Origin of the sequence: Pseudomonas sp. FP2335 (assembly GCF_030687535.1) — a bacterium.
Taxonomy (GTDB): domain Bacteria; phylum Pseudomonadota; class Gammaproteobacteria; order Pseudomonadales; family Pseudomonadaceae; genus Aquipseudomonas.
This window is the reverse complement of record NZ_CP117437.1, coordinates 2,379,824-2,402,700: the sequence shown is the minus strand read 5'-3', so window position 1 is coordinate 2,402,700 and position 22,877 is coordinate 2,379,824. Positions and strand designations below refer to the sequence as shown.

General features: G+C 63.0%; 7 protein-coding genes. 5 read left to right on the top strand and 2 right to left on the bottom strand.

The annotated features are described in order from the left end of the window. Positions 1-7 precede the first annotated feature (7 nt). The 3 genes from pvdM to PSH81_RS10720 are packed head-to-tail and all read left to right on the top strand — an operon-like array spanning position 8 to position 3,548. Complete coding sequence (gene pvdM, locus PSH81_RS10730; protein WP_226457789.1) at positions 8-1,357, top strand: pyoverdine-tailoring dipeptidase-like protein PvdM; 1,350 nt, start codon at positions 8-10, stop codon at positions 1,355-1,357. Positions 1,358-1,375: 18 nt separating this feature from the next. Continuing rightward, a complete protein-coding gene (locus tag PSH81_RS10725) occupies positions 1,376-2,644 on the top strand; it encodes an aminotransferase class V-fold PLP-dependent enzyme (RefSeq protein WP_305392484.1) in 1,269 nt (422 codons plus the stop codon). Positions 2,645-2,675: 31 nt separating this feature from the next. Beyond that, the gene (locus PSH81_RS10720; RefSeq protein ID WP_192301120.1) at positions 2,676-3,548 is read left to right on the top strand and encodes a formylglycine-generating enzyme family protein; all 873 of its coding nucleotides are present in this window, start codon (positions 2,676-2,678) and stop codon (positions 3,546-3,548) included. Between the two features lie 139 nt (positions 3,549-3,687). Here the strand turns inward: PSH81_RS10720 and PSH81_RS10715 are convergent, their stop codons facing one another. Further along, positions 3,688-4,512, bottom strand: a complete 825-nt coding sequence (locus PSH81_RS10715; protein WP_226457787.1) for a N(5)-hydroxyornithine transformylase PvdF — start codon at positions 4,510-4,512, stop codon at positions 3,688-3,690. Positions 4,513-4,711: 199 nt separating this feature from the next. On the opposite strand from PSH81_RS10715, the gene PSH81_RS10710 reads away from it, so the two are divergent. Beyond that, positions 4,712-6,364, top strand: coding sequence for a cyclic peptide export ABC transporter (locus PSH81_RS10710; RefSeq protein ID WP_305392483.1), 1,653 nt, complete (start codon positions 4,712-4,714; stop codon positions 6,362-6,364). Between the two features lie 109 nt (positions 6,365-6,473). Beyond that, positions 6,474-8,885: a TonB-dependent siderophore receptor gene (locus PSH81_RS10705; protein ID WP_226457786.1), complete on the top strand. Its 2,412-nt coding sequence runs from the start codon at positions 6,474-6,476 to the stop codon at positions 8,883-8,885. A gap of 431 nt (positions 8,886-9,316) precedes the next feature. Here the strand turns inward: PSH81_RS10705 and PSH81_RS10700 are convergent, their stop codons facing one another. After that, positions 9,317-22,876 carry a non-ribosomal peptide synthase/polyketide synthase gene (locus PSH81_RS10700; protein ID WP_305392482.1) on the bottom strand — a complete coding sequence of 4,520 codons (13,560 nt, stop codon included), beginning with the start codon at positions 22,874-22,876 and terminating at the stop codon, positions 9,317-9,319. Position 22,877: the final 1 nt, after the last annotated feature.

Here is a 22,877-nt window from a genome sequence, read left to right as displayed (position 1 = left end):
GATGGCAATGACAAAACCACGTTCGAAAAAGGCGCTGTATATCGGCCTGCCACTGGCACTGGCCATCGGCGCCGCAGCCGGTTTCCTGGCCTGGGATCACTGGTTCAGGGGCAATGCGGGTTACCCGCTGGCAGTGATCAAGCAGGCCAATGAAATGCAGGATCGCCTGTTGTCGTTCGACAGCCATATCACCGTGCCCCTGGATTTTGGCGGTGTCGGCAGCGAGGCCGACAAGGACGGCAGCGGCCAGTTCGACCTGGCCAAGGCTGCCCGCGGACGCTTGTCGGGAGCGGCGCTGACGATTTTCGGCTGGCCGGAGATCTGGAACGGCGCCAACGCCCCGCACAAACCCACCGACGGTTTTGTCGAAGAAGCGCGCCACGAGCAGGAGGTGCGCTACAAAATCATCTCTGGCATGGTCCGCGACTTTCCCAACCAAGTGGGCATTGCCTACACCCCGGACGATTTCCGGCGCCTGCATGGCGAAGGCAAATTCGCGATCTTTATCAGCATGCTCAACGCCTACCCCCTGGGCAATGACCTGAATCAGCTGGACCTGTGGGCCGCACGTGGCATGCGCATGTTCGGCTTCAGCTATATCGGCAACAACGCGTGGTCCGACTCATCGCGCCCACTGCCGTTTTTCAATGACTCCACCGACGCCCTCGAAGGCCTGTCGCCGATTGGCCAGCAAGCCGTGCACCGCCTCAACGACCTGGGGGTGATCATCGACGTGTCGCAGATGTCGACCAAGGCGCTGGAGCAGGTGGCACAGCTGAGCCGCACGCCAATGGTCGCGTCCCACTCGGCGCCGCGAGCGTCGGTGGATATCGCGCGCAACCTCAGCGACAAGGAACTGCAACTGATCAAGAACAGCGGCGGCGTGGTGCAAGTCGTCGGGTTCTCGGCGTACCTGCGACCGCTGAGCCAGCCGACCCAGGACAAGCTCAACAGCCTGCGCGCACGTTTTGATCTGCCACCGCTGCCAAACCTCGCCATGGCGCTGATGCCCGGCGACGCAATCATCGCCGCCTGGCCCGAGCAGAAATTCGGCCAGTACGCCCAGGGCCTGTACGGCATTCTTGAGGAAGAACCCAAGGCCAGCCTCAAGGATTGGGGCGACGCCATCGACTACACGGTACGCAAGATCGGCATTGATCACGTCGGCATCTCGTCGGACTTCAACGACGGCGGCGGCATCGACGGCTGGGAGAACGTCGGCGAGGTGCGCAACGTCACCGCCGAGCTGATCCAGCGGGGCTACTCCGAAGCTGACATTGCCAAGCTGTGGGGTGGCAACTTCCTGCGCGTGTGGGACCAGGTACAAAAAGCCGCCAAGCCCTTGGCCAATCGCTAATCACCTAGAAGCACGTCCATGACCGACCGCCGTACATTTCTCAAGCAGGCCGGGCTATTCGCCGCCAGCCTGTCGCTGCTGCCCGAGGCGCTGGCCGTCACTGCCGCGCCTGCGGCGAAACATCCATGGACGGATCTCAAGCAACTGTTCAACCAGGACCCGAACTACCTGCACTTCTCCAACTTCCTCGTGGCGTCACACCCCAAACCGGTGCGCGACGCCATCGAGCGCTACCGCCTGCAGATCGACCGCAACCCCGGCCTGGCGATGGACTGGGGCCTGGAAGAAACCTGGAAGCGCGAAGGCCAGGTGCGCGAATGGGCCGGTCGTTATTTGCAGGCCGCACCCGCGCAGATCGCCCTTACCGGCAGCACGTCCGAGGGCCTGGCGATGATCTATGGCGGCATCCAGCTGCGCGCCGACCAAGAGATCCTCACCACCGTGCACGAGCATTACGCGACCCAGAACGTGCTGGATTTTCGCGTGCGCAAGCAAGGTACCCAGGTGCGCCGGTTCAAGCTGTTCGAGCACGCCAACCGCCTCTCGGCGGACGAAGTGCTCGGCAATATCCAGCGCAATATCCGCCCCAATACCCGCGTGCTGGGCATGACCTGGGTGCAGTCCGGCAGCGGCGTGAAGCTGCCCATCGGCGAGATCGGCCAACTGGTGACTGAACACAACCGCCACCGCGACGACCACGACCGCATTCTCTACGTGGTCGATGGCGTGCATGGCTTTGGCGTGGAAAACCTCGACTTCCCGGACATGCACTGCGACTTCTTTATCGCCGGCACCCACAAATGGATGTTCGGCCCGCGCGGTACCGGACTGGTCTGCGCCCGCGAGAGCGAAAACAAGTACATCACGCCGATGGTGCCGACCTTTTCCGAAGACACCAACTTCGCCACCACCATGACCCCTGGTGGCTTCCACGCATTCGAACACCGCTGGGCGGCGGATGAAGCCTTCAAGCTGCACCTGCAACTGGGCAAGGCGCAGGTACAGGCGCGTATCCATGCGCTCAATACCGAGCTTAAAGACCAACTGCTGAGCCTCCCGCAGATCGAACTGGTCACGCCGCGCAGCGCCGAACTGTCGGCTGGCTTCACCTTCTTCCGGGTCAAGGGCCAGGACAGCAGCGACATCGCCGACTACATGATGAAACAGCGTGTTGTCATCGATGCGGTGGACCGCGATGCCGGTCCGGTGATCCGCACCGCGCCCGGGCTGCTCAATTCCTCCGACGAGATCCAGCGTTTCATGGCCCTGCTGAGCCCACGGCTGTGACGTGCATTTTTCCTTTTGACCAGAGGCCCTCATGATGCGATCCCGATTCAACCCCCTGGCCGCCCTGACCCTGGCGGCCGCCTGCGGCGCCCTGCTGCCAGGCCTGGCCCAGGCTGCCACGCCGCAGCCGGGCAAAGTGTTCAAGGACTGCAAGGACTGCCCGGAAATGGTGGTGCTGCCCGCGGGCACGTTCACCATGGGCACGCCCGAGGATGAAGTCGGCCGCGAGCCTGACGAAGGCCCGATGCACACTGTGACCTTCGCCAAGCCCTTCGCCATGAGCCGCTTCCACATCACCGCCAGCGAGTGGGACAGCTACGTGCGCCAGACCGGGGTAAAAATCGCTGACGGCGACACCCGCCCCGGCCGCGAATGCATCGCCAGCAAACCGCGCTACCCGCAGGGCCCACGCCAACCGGCGGTATGCATGGACATGGACGACATCCAGAGGTACGTGAGCTGGCTGTCGAAAAAGACCGGCCAGCAGTACCACATGGTCAGCGAAGCCCAACGCGAATACGCCGCGCGGGCCGGCACCAAGGGGCCCTTCCCGTTCCCGTTTGACGAGGGCAAGGGTTACAGCATCGCCGGGCACGCCAACACCTACGGCCCGGCGGATGGCTACAGCTATTCCTCGCCGGTGGGCAGCTACGCGCCGAATGGGTTTGGCATGTATGACATGCACGGCAATGTCTACGAGCGGGTTGCCGACTGCTACCACGAGAACTACGCAGGTGCGCCGTCCGATGGCAGCGCCTGGACAGAACAGACCTGCGAGGCCTACGTCATTCGCGGCAATGATTGGGGCGAGGCGCCCGTGTTTTCGCGCTCGGGCAACCGCAACAATATCTACCCGCAGACGCGGGGGGACTGGATTGGTTTTCGGGTAGTGCGCGAACTCTGAAGCACTGAAGATTCAAATGTGTGCAGGCTTGTGTGGGAGCGGGCTTGCTCGCGAAAGCGATGTGTCAGTCACTATTTCCGGTGAATGACACACCGCTTTCGCGAGCAAGCCCGCTCCCACATTTTGAACTGTGCCCGCTTCAGATTTTTGCCAACAGCTCCAACCCTTCATGCAACGCCGGGAACAGGCTGTTGTTGAAGTTGTTCCAACGCAGCTCAAGGATGGTGTCCTCAGGCGAAATCTCGGTCTTCAAGACGTCGTGAAACACCTCCCCCGAATCAATGCCGTTATCCACGTAATGAAACGATGCGCCGGTCAGGTACAGCGGCTCCGACGGCGTGGTGGCCTTTGTCGCCCAATCCGTCACCGTCAGCCCGCGCGCGCCGTACAACGCATTCCACGTGGCATACGCGCCGCGGCGCTCGTACGGCGATTCGATGCGGGTAATACCGGGGTGAATGTTCATGATGCGCCGCGCAAATGGCGCACCCGGTCGCACCAGCTCATCCAGGATCACCAGCAAGCCATCGAGCACCACGATGTCAGCCTTCAATTCCACCAGCGTGTCATGCAAGCGCCGTTCGAAATCCTGCTTGCCGGCGATGTGTTCGGCGCTGCCCCGTGGCAAGCGGCGATAGGTGGACGGCACACTCAACAACAAGTCATTGACCAGCCGGCCCTGCACCCGCAGGTCCGCCGGGTACAGCCACTGGCGGCCAGGCTGGTAGGCAAAGCCGTAGTCCTTGACCAGTTGCTGGTCCCGCGGGTTCTGTTCGTCATCGTCGTACACCACGCCCACCAGGTTGTAGGCCTCGCCCAGCGGGGTGTCGTTCAACGAACCCACCAGAAACTCCAGCACCGATTTCATGTAGCGCTCGTGGTCCTTGTAGGCCACCGGCTGCCCGGCCTTGTCGGCGGCAGCATTTCTCAGGGACCACACGTACACCAGATTCTTCTTCGACATTGTTTCGCTCTCGCTGGATGGACTGCGCGCTGCGTGTTTACGCGTGCGCCTACATCACAAGAACGAACCAGCCCGCCGCCAATTTATCTGCCGCCGGCACCACCGGGCACATCGCGCTAAATACTCGCCACCACGCTTCGTTTGTCATGGGTAAGGGTCTGTGTGCCCAGCCCCTCTATTCACTCTCCGGGAAGTATTTATGACCGACCCCAAGCGCGGCGCCTTCAATGGTCTGCTCGCATTGCTCAGACCTTTTCGTACCCTGGTGACGGTGTCCGTCGCCCTGGGCATGGCAGGTGGCCTGGCCATCACCTTTTTGCTGGCCACCATCAACAACGCCCTGCACTCCTCCACCGGCATGACCCAAGGCGTGGTACTGACCTTTGCCGCCCTGTGCGTGCTGGCCCTGACCAGTTCGATCGTGTCCGACATCGGCACCAACTATGTCGGCCAACGCATCATCGCCGCGTTGCGCAAGGAACTGGGCGAGAAAGTGCTGTCGGCGCCGATCGAACAGATCGAGCGTTACCGCTCCCACCGCCTGATCCCGGTACTGACCCACGACGTCGACACCATCAGCGATTTCTCCTTTGCCTTCACCCCGCTGGCCATCGCCACCACCGTGACCCTGGGTTGCCTGGGCTACCTGGCGTACCTGTCGGTGCCGATGTTCCTGCTGATGATCGTCGCCATCGCCATCGGTTGCAGCGTGCAGTTCATCGCCGGCGCCAAGGGCATTCGCGGCTTTGACGAGGCCCGTGACCTCGAAGACGAACTGCAACGCTACTATTCGGCAATCGCCTCGGGCGCCAAGGAGCTGCGCATCCACCGGCCACGGCGCTATCGCATGAACACCCATCGCATCCAGGAAACCGCCGACCAGATCAGCGACATCCAGGTGCGCTCGGTGAACATCTATATCGTCGCCAAGACCTTCGGCTCGATGCTGTTCTTCGTGGTCATCGGCCTGGCCCTGGCGATGCAGGCCTACAGCCCCAATCCGGACCCGGCGGTGATCACCGGTTTCGTACTGGTGCTGCTGTACATGAAAGGCCCGCTGGAGCACGTGGTGGGTTACCTGCCGATCATCGGCAAGGCGCGTATCGCGTTTGCGCGCATCAGCGAACTGGCCGAGCGGTTCTCATCCCCCGAGCCGCACTTGTTGATGGACGCCAGCGAGGCGCCCCACCCGGTGGTCACCAGCCTGGAATTGCGCGACGTGAGCTACAGCCCGCCGCCGGTGGAAGGCAGCCAGCCGTTCCACCTGGGGCCGATCAACCTGAGCATCAAGCAGGGCGACATCGTGTTTATCGTCGGCGAAAACGGCTGCGGCAAGACCACCCTGATCAAGCTGTTGCTGGGTCTGTACCCACCCCAGTCCGGAGAAATCCGCCTCAACGGCGACACCGTCACCGACCCGGTGCGCGATGACTATCGCCAGTTGTTCACCACCGTATTTGCCGACTATTACCTGTTCGATGACCTGGTACAGGGCAGCGCCACGCAGTCGCTGGACAGCGCGACCAAGTACCTCGAGCGCCTGGAGATTGCGCACAAGGTCAGCGTCAAGGACGGCGTGTTCAGCACCACCGACCTGTCCACCGGCCAGCGCAAGCGCCTGGCCCTGGTCAACGCCTGGCTCGAAGAGCGCCCGGTGCTGGTGTTCGACGAATGGGCCGCCGACCAGGACCCGGTCTTTCGCAAGATTTTCTATACCGAGCTGCTGCCGGACCTCAAGCGCCTGGGCAAGACCATCATCGTGATCAGCCACGACGACCGCTATTTCGACATCGCCGACCAGTTGGTGCGCCTGCGTGCGGGCAAGGTCGTGCATGAATTGGAACCGGCATGAAAAAAACTTTCCGGTTTTTTCAAGTAGGAACGTCTCACTAGTGGTAATGAGAACCAGACTCAATAAACATCTATAATCTGCCCACTAAAACATAGAAGAGAAAGTATTCATGTCAGTACGACTCGGTCTGAGCCCCCTGAGCAAAGCGCTATCGATGCGACGGGCACTGAACTTCAACCTGTTGCCCGGCGCGCTGGCGCTGGCCGTGTCGCTGCCGATTGCCGGCTATGTACAGGCACAGGAACTTGAGATCGACGTGCCGGCCCAGTCCCTGGGTAGCGCACTGCAAGCGTTCGGCCGCCAGTCCAACCTGCAAGTGCTGTACAGCCCGACGGATGTGGAAGGCAAGCGCAGCAACGCCGTCAAAGGCAAATTCGACCCGGACCGCGCCCTCAGCACCCTGCTCAAAGGCACCGGCGTCGGGTATGGCCTGCAAGGCAACACCATCAGTATCAGCAGCCACGCAGGTTCCGGCCTGGAACTGGGCGCGACCCAAGTGACGGCCAACCAACTCGGCACGGTGACCGAAGGCACCGGTTCCTACACCCCGGGCACCATCGCCACCGCCACGCGCCTGGTGCTGACGCCACGGGAAACGCCGCAATCGATCTCGGTGGTCACGCGCCAGGCCATGGATGACTTCGGCCTGAACTCGATTGACGACGTGATGCGCCACACCCCCGGCATTACCGTGTCGACCTATGACAGTGAGCGTACCAACTATTTCTCGCGCGGCTTTTCCATCAATACCTTCCAATACGACGGTATTCCAACCCTGCGCGACGCCCAATACTCGGCTGGCCAGACGCTGACCGACATGGCCATCTATGACCGCATAGAAGTGCTCAAGGGCGCTACCGGTTTGTTGACCGGGGCTGGCGGTGTAGGCGGCACGCTCAATTTGATCCGCAAGAAGCCGACGTCCGAGTTCCAAGGTAGCGTCGAATTGGGCGCCGGGTCTTGGGACAACTACCGCTCCCAGATCGACGTAAGCGGCCCGCTGACTGAAACTGGAAATATTCGTGGTCGAGCGGTTGCGTCATATCAAGACAAGCACTCGTTCCTCGACCACTACTCGCGCAAGACCAGTGTTTTCTACGGAATTCTTGAAGCCGACCTGGACGAGGACACCCTGCTGACCGTAGGCGCCGACTACCAGGACAGCGACCCGAAAGGTTCCAGTTGGACCGGCAGCCGCATGATCTTCGACGCAGAAGGCAAGGAGCTGGACTTGCCACGCTCGTTCAACAACGGCCCGAAATGGGGTTCGTGGGCGCAGTACAGCCGTACAGCCTTCGCCACTCTGGAACATAGCTTCGCCAATGGCTGGGTCGCCAAAGGCCAATACAACCACCAGATCAACGGCTACCATGCACCGCTAGGCGCCCTCTCTCAGGACTCCGGCAACCAGAGCTCGCTGTTTGCAAAAAAACACACTGGCGAAACCACCGGAGACAGCCTTGACGCCTACGCCACGGGGCCTTTTGAACTGTTTGGTCGTGAGCACGAGTTGGTGGTGGGCCAATCCATTTCGACCAGCAAATGGACGGGCAAGAGCTACAACGCCGTCTTTGCTCCCGGCACCAACTCTGCTGACTTCTATAACTGGGACGGCGACATTCCGGAGCCAGAGTGGGTTCAATATCGCAAACTCGACCAGAGCACTCGCCAGACCGGCACTTACCTCACCAGCCGCTTCAGCCTGACCGACGAAATGCACCTGCTGCTCGGCGCGCGCCTGGCCAACTACGAAGTCACCGGCACCAGCAAGTCCAAGGAGAGCGGTAAAGTCGTGCCTTATGCCGGCCTGACATACGACCTCAACGATAACTTTACCGCCTACACCAGCTTCACTGAGATCTTCCAGCCGCAGACCGACTACTTCGACCGCGAAGACAAAATGCTTGAGCCGGACGAAGGTAAGAACTACGAGATCGGCCTCAAGGGTGAATTCTTCAATGGACGTTTGAATTCCAGCCTCGCGTATTTCGAAGTCCACGAAGAAAACCGTCCGGAACTCGACAGCGAGCACAACTCAGTTCCCGGCAACGATACGGCCTACTACGGCATCAAATCCAAGACCAAGGGCTACGAAGCAGAAATCTCCGGCGAAATCGCCACCGGCTGGCAGTTGCAGGCGGGCTACACCCACAAGGTTGCCCGCGACGACAGCGGCGTGAAGGTTTCCACCTGGGAACCGGAAGACCAGGTCAACTTCTACACCACCTACAAACTCACCGGCCCGCTGGACAAGCTCACCATCGGCGGTGGCGCACGCTGGCAGAGCGAAGGTTGGAAGTCGATCCGCAACTCCGGCCTGCGCCGCTCCGAAGTCCTCACCCAAGACCCGTACTGGCTGGTGGACCTGATGGCGCGCTACCAGATCACCAAGAACCTGTCGGCTACCCTCAACGTCAACAACGTGTTCGACAAGAACTACTACACCAACATTGGTTTCTATGACTCCGCCTACCCTGGCGACCCGCGCAACATGATGGTCACCACCCGCTACAACTTCTAAACCCGGCGCCAAAACAAAAGCCCCGCATCGCGAGATACGGGGCTTTTTTTGTCACCCTGAAATTGCAATCCGTAGTGAGCGGGCTTGCCCCGCGCCGGGGGGGGCGAAGCCGCCCCAACCCCAGGCACCTGGGTCTGTCTGAAACACCGCGCAGGACCGTTTTGGGGTGGCTTCGCCACCCAGCGCGGGCAAGCCCGCTCACTACAATGACGGTTTATGTCAGAGCCGCCGCCAAGGCCCCGCATCGCGAGATACGGGGCTTTTTTTTGTCACCCTGAAATTGCAATCTGTAGTGAGCGGGCTTGCCCCGCGCCGGGGGGCGAAGCCGCCCCAAACCCAGACACCTGGGTCTGTCTGAAACACCGCGCAGGACCGTTTTGGGGCGGCTTCGCCACCCAGCGCGGGGCAAGCCCGCTCACTACAATGACGGTTTATGCCAGGGCCGCCACCAGGCTTTTGATGAACTCAGCGTTATCAACAATCCGATGGTGAGTCGTGTCGATCACCACCGAGCGCTCGATCCCCGCCTGCCCAATCACCTCGCGCAAACCACTTTCGATCAGCGCCTGGTGCATCCCCGCCTCGCTACGTGCCGCCCACCAGCAACTGACCGGCGCCTTGATCGCGCGGAAGTCGGTGGCCTGCAAACGCTCATCGAGGATCTGCTTGATCGCCCACGAACGCTCGGTTTCACCGCCACTTTGCAGTTCGGCCTTGAGCGCCTGGAAGCTGGCGCCCAGCGTCGCATCCGCCCAATCGCACAGGTGCTGCCACTGTTGCTCCTCATTGCAATGAGCCTGCTGCGCCTGGCGCCATTGCGCCTGGACCTGCCCGGCATGCGCGGGGAACATCACCTCCAACATCTGCGCCCGGCGTTCAACCGCACTCAGTTGCGGCTGCGACGGTGCAGCGCCCTGCTCCCAGAACGCGGTAAACCGTGCCGGCGGTGGCGCGTCGATCCAGCCGACAAACTCCACCGTGCGCCCGGCCTGCTCCAGCAGGTACGTCACTTCCATCGCCAGGTTCCCACCCAGCGACCAGCCCGCCAGTCTGAAGGCGCCCTGAGGCTGCGCGCTCAACAGTTGCTGGGCGTAGTCCTCGACCATCTGCGTCCAACCCGGCACTGCACCGTCCTCTGCCACCAGCGCCCGGCAAATAATCCCGAACACCGGCCGCTGTTCACGCAATGCCAAAGCAATTGGCTTGTAGCAATGCACCGAGCCGAAACTTGGGTGGAACAAGTACAGCGGCGTGCCTTGGGTCTGGCTGTTGAGCGGCACAATCAATGAACTTGGTGCATCACCCTCGATACAACGGGCTTGCCCGGCCACCGTGGGGTTGAGCATCAACTGATTGACGGCCAGCACCGCGCCGCAGAGCCGATTGATCCGCTCCTTGAGCATCAGCACCAACAACGAATGGCCGCCCAATTCAAAGAAATTGTCGTGCAAACCAACGCGCTCAACCTCGAGCACCTCGGCCCAAATCGACGCAATCTGCTGCTGCAACGCCGTTTGCGGCGCAGCGAATTCACCCCCCCGGCCATGGGCATCCGGCTTGGGCAGCGCCTTGCGGTCCAGCTTGCCGTTGGGGCTCAGCGGCATCTGCTCGAGCACCACCCACTGCGCCGGCACCATGTAATCCGGCAAGTGCCGGGCCAGGTGCGCGCTGACGTGCGCACGCCACTCCGCGTCGGCCGCGTGCAGCACCACATAGCCCACCAGCTGTTTGCTATCGATCACCAGCACCGTGGCTTCGCGCACCAACGGATGCTCCAGCAGGCGCGCTTCGATTTCACCCAACTCAATACGCAGGCCGCGCAACTTGACCTGATGATCGAGGCGCCCGAGGTACTCAATCACCCCGTCGGCACGTTGGCGAACGCGGTCGCCGGTGCGGTACAAGCGTGCGCCGCGCTGGAATGGGCACGGCACGAAGCGCTCGGCCGTCAAGGCCGGACGCCGGTGATAACTGCGCGCCAGGCCTTCACCGCCCAGGTACAACTCACCGGCAACCCCGACCGGCACCGGCAGCAACTGCGCATCCAGCACATGGGTACGCAGGTTGGCGATGGGTTCACCGATCGGCACGGTATCGCTGCCTTCATCGGTGCAAGTCCAATGCGTCACGTCAATCGCCGCTTCCGTCGGGCCATACAGGTTATACAGCCCGGCCTGAGGCAACTTGGCAAAGACCTGCTGCTGGGCATCCACCGGCAGCGCTTCGCCACTGCACACAATGCGTTGCAGGCTATGACAGGTCGATACCGCCGGGTCTTGCAGGAACGCCTGCAACATTGACGGCACAAAGTGCAGCGTAGTGACCTGCTCGGCGTTGATCAGGCTGACCAGCCTGGCCGGATCGCGATGATCACCCGGCGCTGCCACCACCAGGCGTGCGCCAGTCATCAACGGCCAGAAGAACTCCCACACCGACACGTCAAAACTGAACGGGGTCTTTTGCAGCACCGTGTCTCGCGCATCCAGACCATAGGCCTGCTGCATCCAGCACAGGCGGTTGGTCAGTGCCGAATGTCGGTTGCCTGCGCCTTTGGGCTGGCCGGTGGAACCGGAGGTATAGATCACATAGGCGAGGTTTTCCGGATCGATAGCGATGCCTGGGTTGTGCTCGCCATACCCTTCGAACCACGACTCACCCAGCACCACGCTGTGCAACCCTGCTGGAATCGGCAGTTGTTCCAACACGTGCGCCTGGGTCAACAGCAGTGTCACGCCGCTGTCTTCAAGCATGTAGGCCAGGCGTTCGCGTGGATATTCCGGGTCAAGCGGCACATAGGCACCGCCCGCCTTGAAGATCGCCAGCAAGCCGACGACCATTTCGATGGAGCGCTCCACTGCCACGCCGACCAGCACGTCAGGGCCCACACCGGCTCTGATCAAACGATGGGCCAGGCGGTTGGCGCGACGGTTCAGCTCAGCGTAGCTCAGGCGTATTTCAGCAAATGCCAAGGCTGGCGCATCCGGCGTGCGTGCGGCCTGTTCTTCGATCAGCTGGTGCACACCGCGTTGCAGCGGGTAAACCTGGGCGGTGGCGTTCCAGTCGTGGACCACTGACTGCTGCTCGAGCGCATCCAGCAACGGTAACTGGCCGATGCGCTGTTGCCCATCACCGGCCATGCCTTCCAGCAGATTCAGCCAGTGCCGCGCCATGCGGGCCGGCGTGGCGGCGTCGAACAAGTCGCTGGCGTAGATCAGCGAAGCCAATAGCGCATCGCTCGACTCCTGGGTGCTCAGGCTCAGGTCGAACTGTGCGGTGCGGGTTTGCCATTCCAGGCCACTGACGTGCAGGCCCGGCAGTTGTTGCGCCGGCTCTGAGGTCTCGGTCTGGTGGTTGAACATCACCTGGAACAACGGGTTGAAACTCAGGTTACGCTCAGGGTGCAACGCTTCGACTAACTGTTCGAACGGCAAATCCTGGTGCGCCTGGGCTTCCAGCGCCCGTTGCTTGACCTGTTGCAGCAGCTGGCTGACGGTCAGTTGGCCGTCGATGTCGGCCTTGAGCACCTGGGTGTTGACGAAGAAGCCGATCAGCCGCTCGGTTTCCTCACGGTTACGGTTGGCAATCGGCACGCCGACGCGGATGTCCGACTGGCCGCTGTAGCGGTGCAACAGGGTCTGGAACGAGGCGAGCAGCAACATGAACAGCGTGACTTCTTCACGCTGCGCCACTTGCCGCAACGCCGCCAGCAAGCGCGGCGGCACACTGATGTCCAGGCTCGCACCGCGATGGCTTTGCAGGGTTGGGCGGCCGTGGTCCAGCGGCAGCTCCAGCACTGGTTGCTCGCCACCCAGGCGCTCGCGCCAGTAGTCGAGCTGGCGATGTTTTTCGCCGGCATCCATCCAGTCGCGCTGCCAGCTCGCGTAATCGGCGTATTGCAGCGCCAGTTCAGGCAGTTGCAGGTCCTGGCCGCGGCTGTAGGCCGCATACAGTTGCACCAGCTCATCGACCATCACCTGCATCGACCCGCCATCAGAGACAATGTGGTGCTGCACCAACACCAACACATGCTCGTCCTCGGCCAGGCGCAGCAGGTTGACGCGCATCAGCGGGCCGCGTTGCAGGTCAAACGGCTCGGCGATCAGTGCTTCGACCAGGGCCAGCACGTCACCCTCATCGACATCACGACACGAGATCTCGACCTCGGCATGCGCCGCAATCACCTGTACCGCGCGCTCGCCGTCCTGTTGCACATGGGTGCGCAGGCTTTCATGGCGGGCGACCAGGGTGTCGAAACTGCGCTGCAACGCAGCCGTGTCGAGGCGCCCCTTCAGGCGCAGGGTGCCGGGGATATGGTAAGCGGCGCTGTGTGGGTCCAGTTGCCAGAGGAACCACTGGCGCTCCTGGGCATACGACAACGGCAACGGTTGCTCACGCCCTACCGCCACCATCGGCGGCGCCAGTGGCTGTGTGTTCACGGCATCGGCCAGCACGCTGGCGACAAACCCTTGCAGGCGTGGCTGCTCGAACAGGCTGCGCAGCGGCACCTCACGCCCGAGCAGGTTACGCAGGCGTGAGATCACTTGCATCGCCAGCAACGAATGACCGCCCATCTCGAAGAAGTGGTCGTTCAGGCCGACGCGCTCGGCGCCGAGAATCTCGGCCCAGATCGCCGCGATGTGCTGCTCAAGCTCAGTAACCGGCGCTACCCAATCCTGTTGCGCCTGGCTGGTGTCCGGCTTGGGCAGGGCCTGGCGGTCCAGCTTGCCGTTCGGGTTGAGCGGCATGCGCTCGAGGAAGATCAGGTGCGCGGGCACCATGTAGTCCGGCAGTTGCTCGCGCAGCAGCGTTTTCAGGGCTTCAGCGTCCTGCTCGGCAGCGACCAGATAAGCCACCAGTTGATTGTCAGCCGCCAGCACCAGGGTTTCGCGCACACCGTCCTGCGCCAGCAACAGGGCTTCGATTTCCCCCAACTCGATACGGAAACCACGGATTTTCACCTGATGGTCCACACGGCCGACGTATTCGATTACACCATCGGCGCGATAACGCGCCAGGTCGCCGGTGCGGTACAGGCGGTCGCCGCCGAAGGGATCGGGGACGAAACGTTCAGCAGTCAGCAACGGCCGATTCAAGTAAGCACGGGCCAGGCCGCATTGGCTGCCGATGTACAACTCACCGACGGCGCCCAACGGTGCCAGATTCAAATCGCGATCCAACACGTACAGCGCACGCCCCGGCAACGAACGGCCAATCGGGCTGGCGGTGGCGCCGATGGTTTCTTCACCACGGGTGCAGTCCAGCACGCTCGACACCACCGTGGCCTCGGTCGGGCCGTAGGTATTCAACAAACGTACGTGGCCAAGGCCAGCCTTGAGCCACTGCGCCGGGCCGTCCAACGGCATCGCTTCGCCGCCGATATGGATCTGGCGCAACGCCCCATAAGAGCGCGGCCCCGCCGCCAGGCAATCGAGCAGGAACAGGTTCCAGTACGCCGTCGGCAAGTCCGCCAGGGTGATGCCTTGGCGGATGATCTCCGCGTACAGGCGGCCGCTGTCCCACAGCTCGGCACCGCGCAGAACCACAGTCGCGCCGTGGGTCAGCGCCGGGTAGAGCTGCTCGACGAAACCGTCGAAGTTCAGGGTGGCGAATTGCAGGACGCGATCGTCCTCGCTCAACCGCGAATAGCCGGCCGCAATCCCGGAAAACTCGGTCAACGCCGCATGGTTGATCGCCACGCCTTTAGGCTTGCCGGTGGAGCCCGAGGTGTAGATCACGTAGGCCAGGTTCTGCGGTTCAACTGCTACCTGCGGATTACCTTCGGCACACTGGTCCAGCGCCACCCGATCAATCGCAACGCTGCGCAGCCCTGCGGGCAACGGCATTGGTACGTGGGATTGGGTCAGCACCAGGCTCACGCCGCTGTCTTCCAACATGTGCAGCAGGCGTTCGCGCGGGTATTGCGGGTCCAGCGGCACGTAGGCGCCGCCCGCCTTGAGGGTCGCCAACAGGCTGACCACCATGGCGAACGAACGCTCCACCGCGACACCGACCAGGACCTCGGGGCCGACCCCCTCAGCGATCAGGTAATGCGCCAGCTGGTTAGCCTGGCGATTGAGCTCGGCGTAAGTCAGCGTCTGCTCATCCAGGCACAGGGCAATGGCGTCGGGACGGCGTTGCGCTTGCCGCTCGAACAGCCCGTGCACACCCAACGGGCTTTGGAATGCAGCAGCGCCGTTGTTCCATTGCACTTGCTCGACCCCGGCCAGCAGCGGCAACTCGCAGACACGTCTGTGCGCATCGGCGGCCACTGCGTGCAACAAGTGCTGCCAGTGCTGGGCCATGCGCGCGATGGTCGCGTCGGTAAACAGGTCGGTGGCGTAGGTCAGCGTGGCAAACAGGCCATCGGCCGAGGCTTGGGTGTCCAGGCTCAAGTCGAAATGCGCCGGATGGTTATTGGACTCCAGCCCTTCCAGGCGCAGGCCCGGCAGTTGTTCGCCACGCTGCACACGCAGCTCGGACTGGTGGTTGAACATCACCTGGAACAGCGGGTTGTGGCTCAGGCTGCGTTCCGGTTGCAGCGCTTCCACCAACTGTTCGAACGGCAGGTCCTGATGCGCCTGGGCTTCCAGCGCACGGCGCTTGGTCTGTTGCAGCACCTGGGCAAAGCTCATTTGCCCGTCGATTTCAGCCTTGAGCACCTGGGTGTTGACGAAGAAGCCAATAAGACGCTCGGTTTCCACGCGGTTGCGGTTGGCAATCGGCACGCCGATGCGGATGTCCGACTGGCCGCTGTAGCGGTGCAACAGGGTCTGGAACGAGGCCAGCAACAGCATGAACAGCGTCACGCCTTCGCGTTGTGCCAAGGCCTTGAGGCCGGCGACCACATTCGCCTCCAGCGCCACATCCAGGCGTGCGCCGCGATAGCTCTGCACGGCCGGGCGTGGATGGTCCAGGGGCAACTCCAGCACCGGTTGCTCCGCGCCCAGCAGTTCGCGCCAGTAACTCAGCTGGCGCTGCTTTTCACCGGCGTCCATCCAGGCACGCTGCCACAGCGCGTAATCGGCGTATTGCAGTGGCATGGCGGGCAACTGCACGTCATGGCCCTGGCTATAGGCGGCATACAGTTGCACCAACTCATCGACCATCACCTGCATCGACCAGCCGTCCGAGACGATATGGTGCTGCACCAGCACCAGCACATGTTCCTGCGCGCTCAGTTGCAACAGCTTGACCCGCAGCAGCGGGCCCTGGCGCAGATCGAACGGGCGGGCGATTTCGGCTTCCACCAGCGCCTGCACCTGCTCGGCAGTCGGGTTATCGAGTGCCAGACTGTCGATGTGCAGGGTGGCCACCGGCAGCACGCGTTGCAGGGTGCGCTCGCCGGCGCTGACAAACACGGTGCGCAAGGTTTCATGACGGGCCAGCAGGCTGTCGAAGCTGCGTTGCAACGCCGAGCGGTCCAGCTCACCCGTCAGGCGCAAGGCATTAGGTACGTGATAGGCCGCGCTTTCAGGCTCCAACTGCCACAGGAACCACTGGCGTTCCTGGGCGTAAGACAGGCTCAGCGGTTGATCACGGTCCACGGCCAGCATCGCTGGAGCCAACGGCGCTTCATCGCTTTGCAGGGCCTGCAAGGCCAACACGAAACCTTCCAGTTGCGGTTGTTCGAACAGCGTACGCAGGGCGATTTCCCGCGCCAGCAGTTGGCGCACCCGCGAGATCACCTGCATCGCCAGCAGCGAATGCCCGCCCAGCTCGAAGAAGTGATCGGTCAGGCCGACGCGCTCGGCGCCGAGCACATCGGCCCAGATCGCGGCGACTTGTTGCTGCAACGCGGTGACCGGTTCAACCCATATGCCCTGGGACTGCGCGGCGTCAGGTTGCGGCAAGCCCTTGCGGTCGAGTTTGCCGTTGGGGGTCAGGGGCATTTTGGCAAGGAACATGAAGTGCGCGGGCACCATGTAATCCGGCAGGTGGGTTTTCAGGGCGCGGCGCAGGGTTTCGCGGAACTCGGTTTCGTTGGCCAGCGGCGCATCAGCGGGCACGACGTAGGCCACCAGTTGCTTGCCGGTCGGGCTGTCTTGCGCGACGACGACGGTCTCGCCCACGCTGTCCTGTTCCCGCAGGCACGCTTCGATTTCCCCCAGTTCGATACGGAAGCCGCGGATTTTCACTTGGTGGTCGACGCGACCGAGGTAATCCACCACGCCGTCCGGGCGGCCACGGGTCAGGTCGCCACTGCGGTACACACGGCTGCCGGGTTTGCCGAACGGGTCCGGCACGAAGCGTTCGGCGGTGAGCGCTGGGCGTTCCAGGTAGCCCCGCGCAACGCCCTCGCCGCCCAGGTACAGCTCACCGGCCACGCCGATGGGTTGCAGGTTGAGTTGGGCATCCAATACGTAGCCACTGCGATTGCCCAGCAAGGTGCCAATCGGTGCGTAGACGGCGCCGCATGGATCGCCACGACGGGCCTTCCACAACAACGGTGTGACCACGGTTTCCGTCGGGCCATAACCATTGAACAGGTACGTCGGTTTCAGTGCACGCCAAGCCAGGTCGTAGCTGGCCTGCGCCACCGCATCCCCGCCAAAGCAGTAGACCCGCACCGCCGGTGGATTGCCGTCGCGCTCGGCATGTTCGGCCAGCTGTTGCAGGTACACCGGCGGGAACACCGCCATGGTCACGTTGTGGCGATGCATCTGCGCGTAGGTGTATTCCGGCAGCCACAAGCTGTCATCGCGGATCAGCACGCTGGCGCCGTTGATCAACGGGTGCATCCAGCCTTCGTGGGAGCCGTCGAAGGCGAAGGACATGAAGTGCAGTTCGCAATCGGCCGGACCGGTTTCGTAGCGCTCGCCAGTGGCGATGATGTGCGCCACCAATGGACCGTGGGAAACCGCCACGCCCTTGGGCATGCCGGTGGAGCCGGAGGTGTAGATCACGTAGGCAAGGTTGTCGCCGTCCAACGCCACCTCTGGCGCGGTCTCGGCATAGTCCTCGGTGCGATCGATCGCCAGCACCTCAAGGCCCTCGGCAATCGGCAGTTGCGGCACCGCACGGCTGTGGGTCAGCAGCAATTGCGCGCGGCTGTCTTGCATCATGTACAGCAGGCGATCACGCGGGTATTCGATGTCCAGCGGCACGTACACGCCGCCGGCTTTCATCACGCCGAGGAACGCCACCAGGCTTTCGGCACTGCGCGGCATGGCAATCGCCACTCGCACTTCGGGGCCGACGCCACGGGCGATCAGCGCGTGGGCCAGGCGGTTGGCCTGGCGATCCAGCTCGCCGTAGCTGAGGGTTTGCGTGTCGAACTTGACCGCCACCGCCTGCGGGTTTTCACGGGCGCGGTCGGCGAACAGTTCATGCACCAGACGAGCGCTTGAGAAGCCGGACTCACTGCGGTCCCACAGTTGCAGGATGTGCTGTTGCTCATCGGCATCCAGCAGGTTCAACTGCCCGATGTTCTGCTGCTGATCGGTAACCATCGCTTGCAGCAGGTTCTGCCAATGCCGCGCCATGCGCTCGATGGTGCTGGCTTCAAACAGATCGGTGCTGTAACCCAGGGATGCCCACAGGCCGTCGCGGCTGTCATGGGTGTCCAGGTCGAGGTCGAAGTGCGCGGTGCGCCGCTCCCAGGCCAGGTTTTCAATGCTCAGGTGCGCCAGCGCCAGCGGTTCACGCGGCCCGTCGGTCTGGTAGTTGAACATCACCTGGAACAGCGGGTTGAGGCTCAGGCTGCGCTCCGGTTGCAGCGCTTGCACCAGTTGTTCGAACGGCAGGTCCTGGTGGGCCTGGGCGTCCAGCGCCCGTTGCTTGACCTGCTGCAGCAGTTGGGCGACGGTGGTTTGCCCGTCGATGTCGGCCTTGAGCACCTGGGTGTTGACGAAGAAGCCGATCAGGCGCTCGGTCTCGACCCGGTTGCGGTTGGCGATGGGCACGCCGACACGGATGTCCTGCTGGCCGCTGTAGCGGTGCAACAGAGTCTGGAACGACGCCAGCAAGAGCATGAACATCGTCACGCCTTCGCGCTGCGCCAAGGCTTTCAGGTCTGCCGCCAGCGCCGCCGGCAACGGCACGTCGAGACGCGCACCGCGATGGCTTTGCTGGGCGGGGCGCTGGTGATCGAACGGCAATTCCAGCACCGGCTGCTCACCGCCCAGCAGGTCGCGCCAGTAGCTCAACTGGCGCTGTCTTTCGCCGGCTTCCATCCAGTCGCGTTGCCACAGCGCATAGTCGGCGTACTGGATCGGCATGGCCGGCAGTTGCGGCACATCACCGCGGCTGTAGGCGCTGTAGAGCTGCACCAGTTCATCGACCATCACCGCCATCGACGCGCCATCGGAGACGATATGGTGCTGCACCAACACCAGTACATGCTCATCGGCCGCCAGGCGCAGCAAGGTCACGCGCAACAGCGGGCCCTGTTGCAGGTTGAACGGGCGTGAGATTTCGGCGGCGACCCGCGCATGCAGGTCAGCCTCGTCGATGTCGGCCAGCTCGATGGGGAGCGCGACCTGAGTACCGATCACCTGCACCGCGCCCTCGCCTTCCTGCTGCACATAGGTGCGCAGGCTTTCGTGGCGCGCGATCAAGCTGTTGAAACTGCGCTGCAAGGCCTCACAGTCCAACTGGCCGGTCAGGCGCAAGGCACTGGGAATATGGTAAGCGGCGCTGTGTGGGTCCAGTTGCCAGAGGAACCACTGGCGTTCCTGGGCGTAAGACAACAGCAGCGGTTGCAGGCGATTGCGCGCTACCAGCGGTGGCGCCTGTTCGCGGCCTTCCAGCGCCTGCACTGCCGCCGCGAAACCGGCCAGCCTTGGTTGTTCGAACACCAGTTTCAACGGTACTTCCTGCGCCAGGACCTGACGCAGGCGCGAGACCACTTGCATCACCAGCAACGAATGACCGCCCATCTCGAAGAAGTGGTCGTTCAGGCCGACGCGCTCGGCGCCGAGAATCTCGGCCCAGATCGCCGCGATGTGTTGCTCCAGTTCAGTGACCGGCGCAACCCAATCCTGTTGCGCCTGGCTGGCGTCCGGCTTGGGCAGGGCCTGGCGGTCCAGCTTGCCGTTCGGGTTGAGCGGCATGCGCTCGAGGAAGATCAGGTGCGCGGGCACCATGTAGTCCGGCAGTTGCTCGCGCAGCAGCGCTTTCAGGGCTTCAGCGTCCTGTTCGGCAGCAACCAGATAAGCCACCAGTTGATTGTCAGCCGCCAGCACCAGGGTTTCGCGCACACCGTCCTGCGCCAGCAACAGGGCTTCGATTTCCCCCAGTTCGATACGGAAACCACGGATTTTCACCTGATGGTCCACACGGCCGACGTATTCGATCACGCCATCGGCGCGATAACGCGCCAGGTCGCCGGTGCGGTACAGGCGGTCGCCGCCGAAAGGATCGGGGACGAAACGTTCAGCAGTCAGCAACGGCCGATTCAAGTAAGCACGGGCCAGGCCGCATTGGCTGCCGATGTACAGCTCGCCGACGGCGCCCAACGGTGCCAGGTTGAGGTCACGGTCCAACACGTACAGCGCACGCCCCGGCAACGAACGGCCAATCGGGCTGGCGGTGGCGCCGATGGTTTCTTCACCACGGGTGCAGTCCAGCACGCTCGACACCACCGTGGCCTCGGTCGGGCCGTAGGTATTCAACAAACGTACGTGGCCAAGGCCAGCCTTGAGCCACTGCGCCGGGCCGTCCAACGGCATCGCTTCGCCGCCGATATGGATCTGGCGCAACGCCCCATAAGAGCGCGGCCCCGCCGCCAGGCAATCGAGCAGGAACAGGTTCCAGTACGCCGTCGGCAAGTCCGCCAGGGTGATGCCTTGGCGGATGATCTCCGCGTACAGGCGGCCGCTGTCCCACAGCTCGGCACCGCGCAGAACCACGGTCGCGCCGTGGGTCAGCGCCGGGTAGAGCTGCTCGACGAAACCGTCGAAGTTCAGGGTGGCGAATTGCAGGACGCGATCGTCCTCGCTCAACCGCGAATAGCCGGCCGCAATCCCGGAAAACTCGGTCAATGCCGCATGGTTGATCGCCACGCCTTTAGGCTTGCCGGTGGAGCCCGAGGTGTAGATCACGTAGGCCAGGTTCTGCGGGTCGACCGGCACCTGCGGATTGCTCTCGGCACAGCGCTGCAACGCGTCCTTGGCGCTGTCGATGTCGAGCCTCGCCACCTCGGCGGGCAACGGCAATGGCTGGGCGGATTGGCACACCACCAAACGCACATGGCTGTCTTCGAGCATGTGCAGCAGGCGGTCGCGCGGGTATTGCGGGTCCAGCGGCACGTAGGCGCCGCCCGCCTTGAGGATCGCCAACAGGCTGACCACCATGGCGAACGAACGCTCCACTGCCACGCCGACCATCACTTCCGGCCCGACGCCCTGGCCGATCAGGTAGTGGGCCAAGCGGTTGGCCTCACGGTTCAACTCGGCATAGGTCAGCGTTTGCTCATCCAGGCACAGGGCAATGGCGTCGGGACGTCGTTGCGCTTGCACCTCGAACAGGCCGTGCACACCCAGCGGGCTTTCGAAAGCTGCGCCACCGTTGTTCCAATCGTTCAGCAAGTCGCGCTGCTCGCCGTCGGCCAGCAACGTCAGTTGCGCCAGGCGGCTGCCCGCGCTGGCAACCATCGCGTGCAGCACGGTTTGCCAATGCTGCGCCATGCGCGCCACGGTGGCGGCTGCGAACAGGTCGGTGGCAAAGGTCCACGATGCCCACAAGCCCTGGTCGGTTTCTTCGGTGTCCAGGCTCAAGTCGAACTGCGCACTCTCGCTTGCCCACTCCAGGGAGGTCACGCCCAGCCCCGACAGTTGCTGCTCGCCCACGGCTGTGCGAGTTTGCGCCTGGTGGTTGAACATCACTTGGAACAGCGGGTTGTGACTCAGGCTGCGTTCCGGTTGCAGCGCTTCCACCAGTTGTTCGAACGGCAGGTCCTGGTGACTCTGGGCCTGCAACGTGCGCTCTTTGACCTGGGCCAGTAGTTGGCGGAAGGTCATCTGACCGTCGAGGTCGGCCTTGAGCACCTGGGTGTTGACGAAAAAGCCGATCAGGCGTTCGGTCTCAGCGCGGTTGCGGTTGGCAGTCGGCACGCCGATGCGGATGTCCGACTGGCCGCTGTAGCGGTACAGCAGGGTCTGGAACGACGCCAGCAACAGCATGAACAGAGTCACGCCTTCGCGCTGCGCCAAAGCCTTGAGCCCGGCGACCAGTGCAGGTTCCAGCGCCACATCCTGACGCGCGCCGCGATAACTCTGGCGCGCCGGGCGTGGGTGATCGAACGGCAACTCCAGCACCGGCTGGCTGCCACCGAGTTGTTCACGCCAGTAACTGAGCTGGCGCTCCTTCTCCCCCGCTTCCATCCAGCGGCGCTGCCACAGCGCGTAGTCGGCATATTGGATCGGCAGTGCCGCCAACTGGCAGTCCTGGCCGTTGCTGTAGGCGGCGTAGAGCTGCATCAGCTCTTGCACCATCACGCCCATCGACCAGCCGTCGGAGACGATATGGTGCTGCACCAACACCAGCACATGCTCGTCTTCGCCCAAGTTGAGCAGGTTTACGCGCAACAAGGCACCGTGCTGCAAATCGAAGGGCTCGGCGATGAGTGCCTGCACCCGCGCTTGCAACCCGTCTTCGGTAACCGTGCTTTCAATGATATCGACGACGGCGTGGGCCAGCACCACCTGGGAGCGGTTGTCACCCTCCAGATGCAGGCGCGTGCGCAGGCTTTCATGGCGTTCGAGCAGGCGATCAAAGCTGCGCTGCAAGGCGCTTTTATCCAGGCGCCCGCTCAGGCGCAGCACGCCGGGGATGTGATAGGCGGCGCTGTCCGGGTCCAGTTGCCAGAGGAACCATTGACGTTCCTGGGCGTAGGACAGCGGCAGTGGTTGACCGGCCTCGCGGGCCGGGGCAATCGGCAGTTGCCCGAAGCTCATGCCGCGGGTTTGCAAACGTTGGTAGAACTGCTGGCGTTGTTCCAGAGGCAGGCGAAGAAAGCGCGACACCAGGTCGATGTTAGGGTTGGAAAGCATG

Coding starts and splice junctions, on each gene's coding strand:
- PSH81_RS10705 (WP_226457786.1), top strand. CDS start 6,474: ATGTCAGTACGACTCGGTCTGAGCCCCCTGAGCAAAGCGCTATCGATG.
- PSH81_RS10715 (WP_226457787.1), bottom strand. CDS start 4,512: ATGTCGAAGAAGAATCTGGTGTACGTGTGGTCCCTGAGAAATGCTGCC.
- PSH81_RS10710 (WP_305392483.1), top strand. CDS start 4,712: ATGACCGACCCCAAGCGCGGCGCCTTCAATGGTCTGCTCGCATTGCTC.
- pvdM (WP_226457789.1), top strand. CDS start 8: ATGACAAAACCACGTTCGAAAAAGGCGCTGTATATCGGCCTGCCACTG.
- PSH81_RS10725 (WP_305392484.1), top strand. CDS start 1,376: ATGACCGACCGCCGTACATTTCTCAAGCAGGCCGGGCTATTCGCCGCC.
- PSH81_RS10720 (WP_192301120.1), top strand. CDS start 2,676: ATGATGCGATCCCGATTCAACCCCCTGGCCGCCCTGACCCTGGCGGCC.
- PSH81_RS10700 (WP_305392482.1), bottom strand. CDS start 22,876: ATGCTTTCCAACCCTAACATCGACCTGGTGTCGCGCTTTCTTCGCCTG.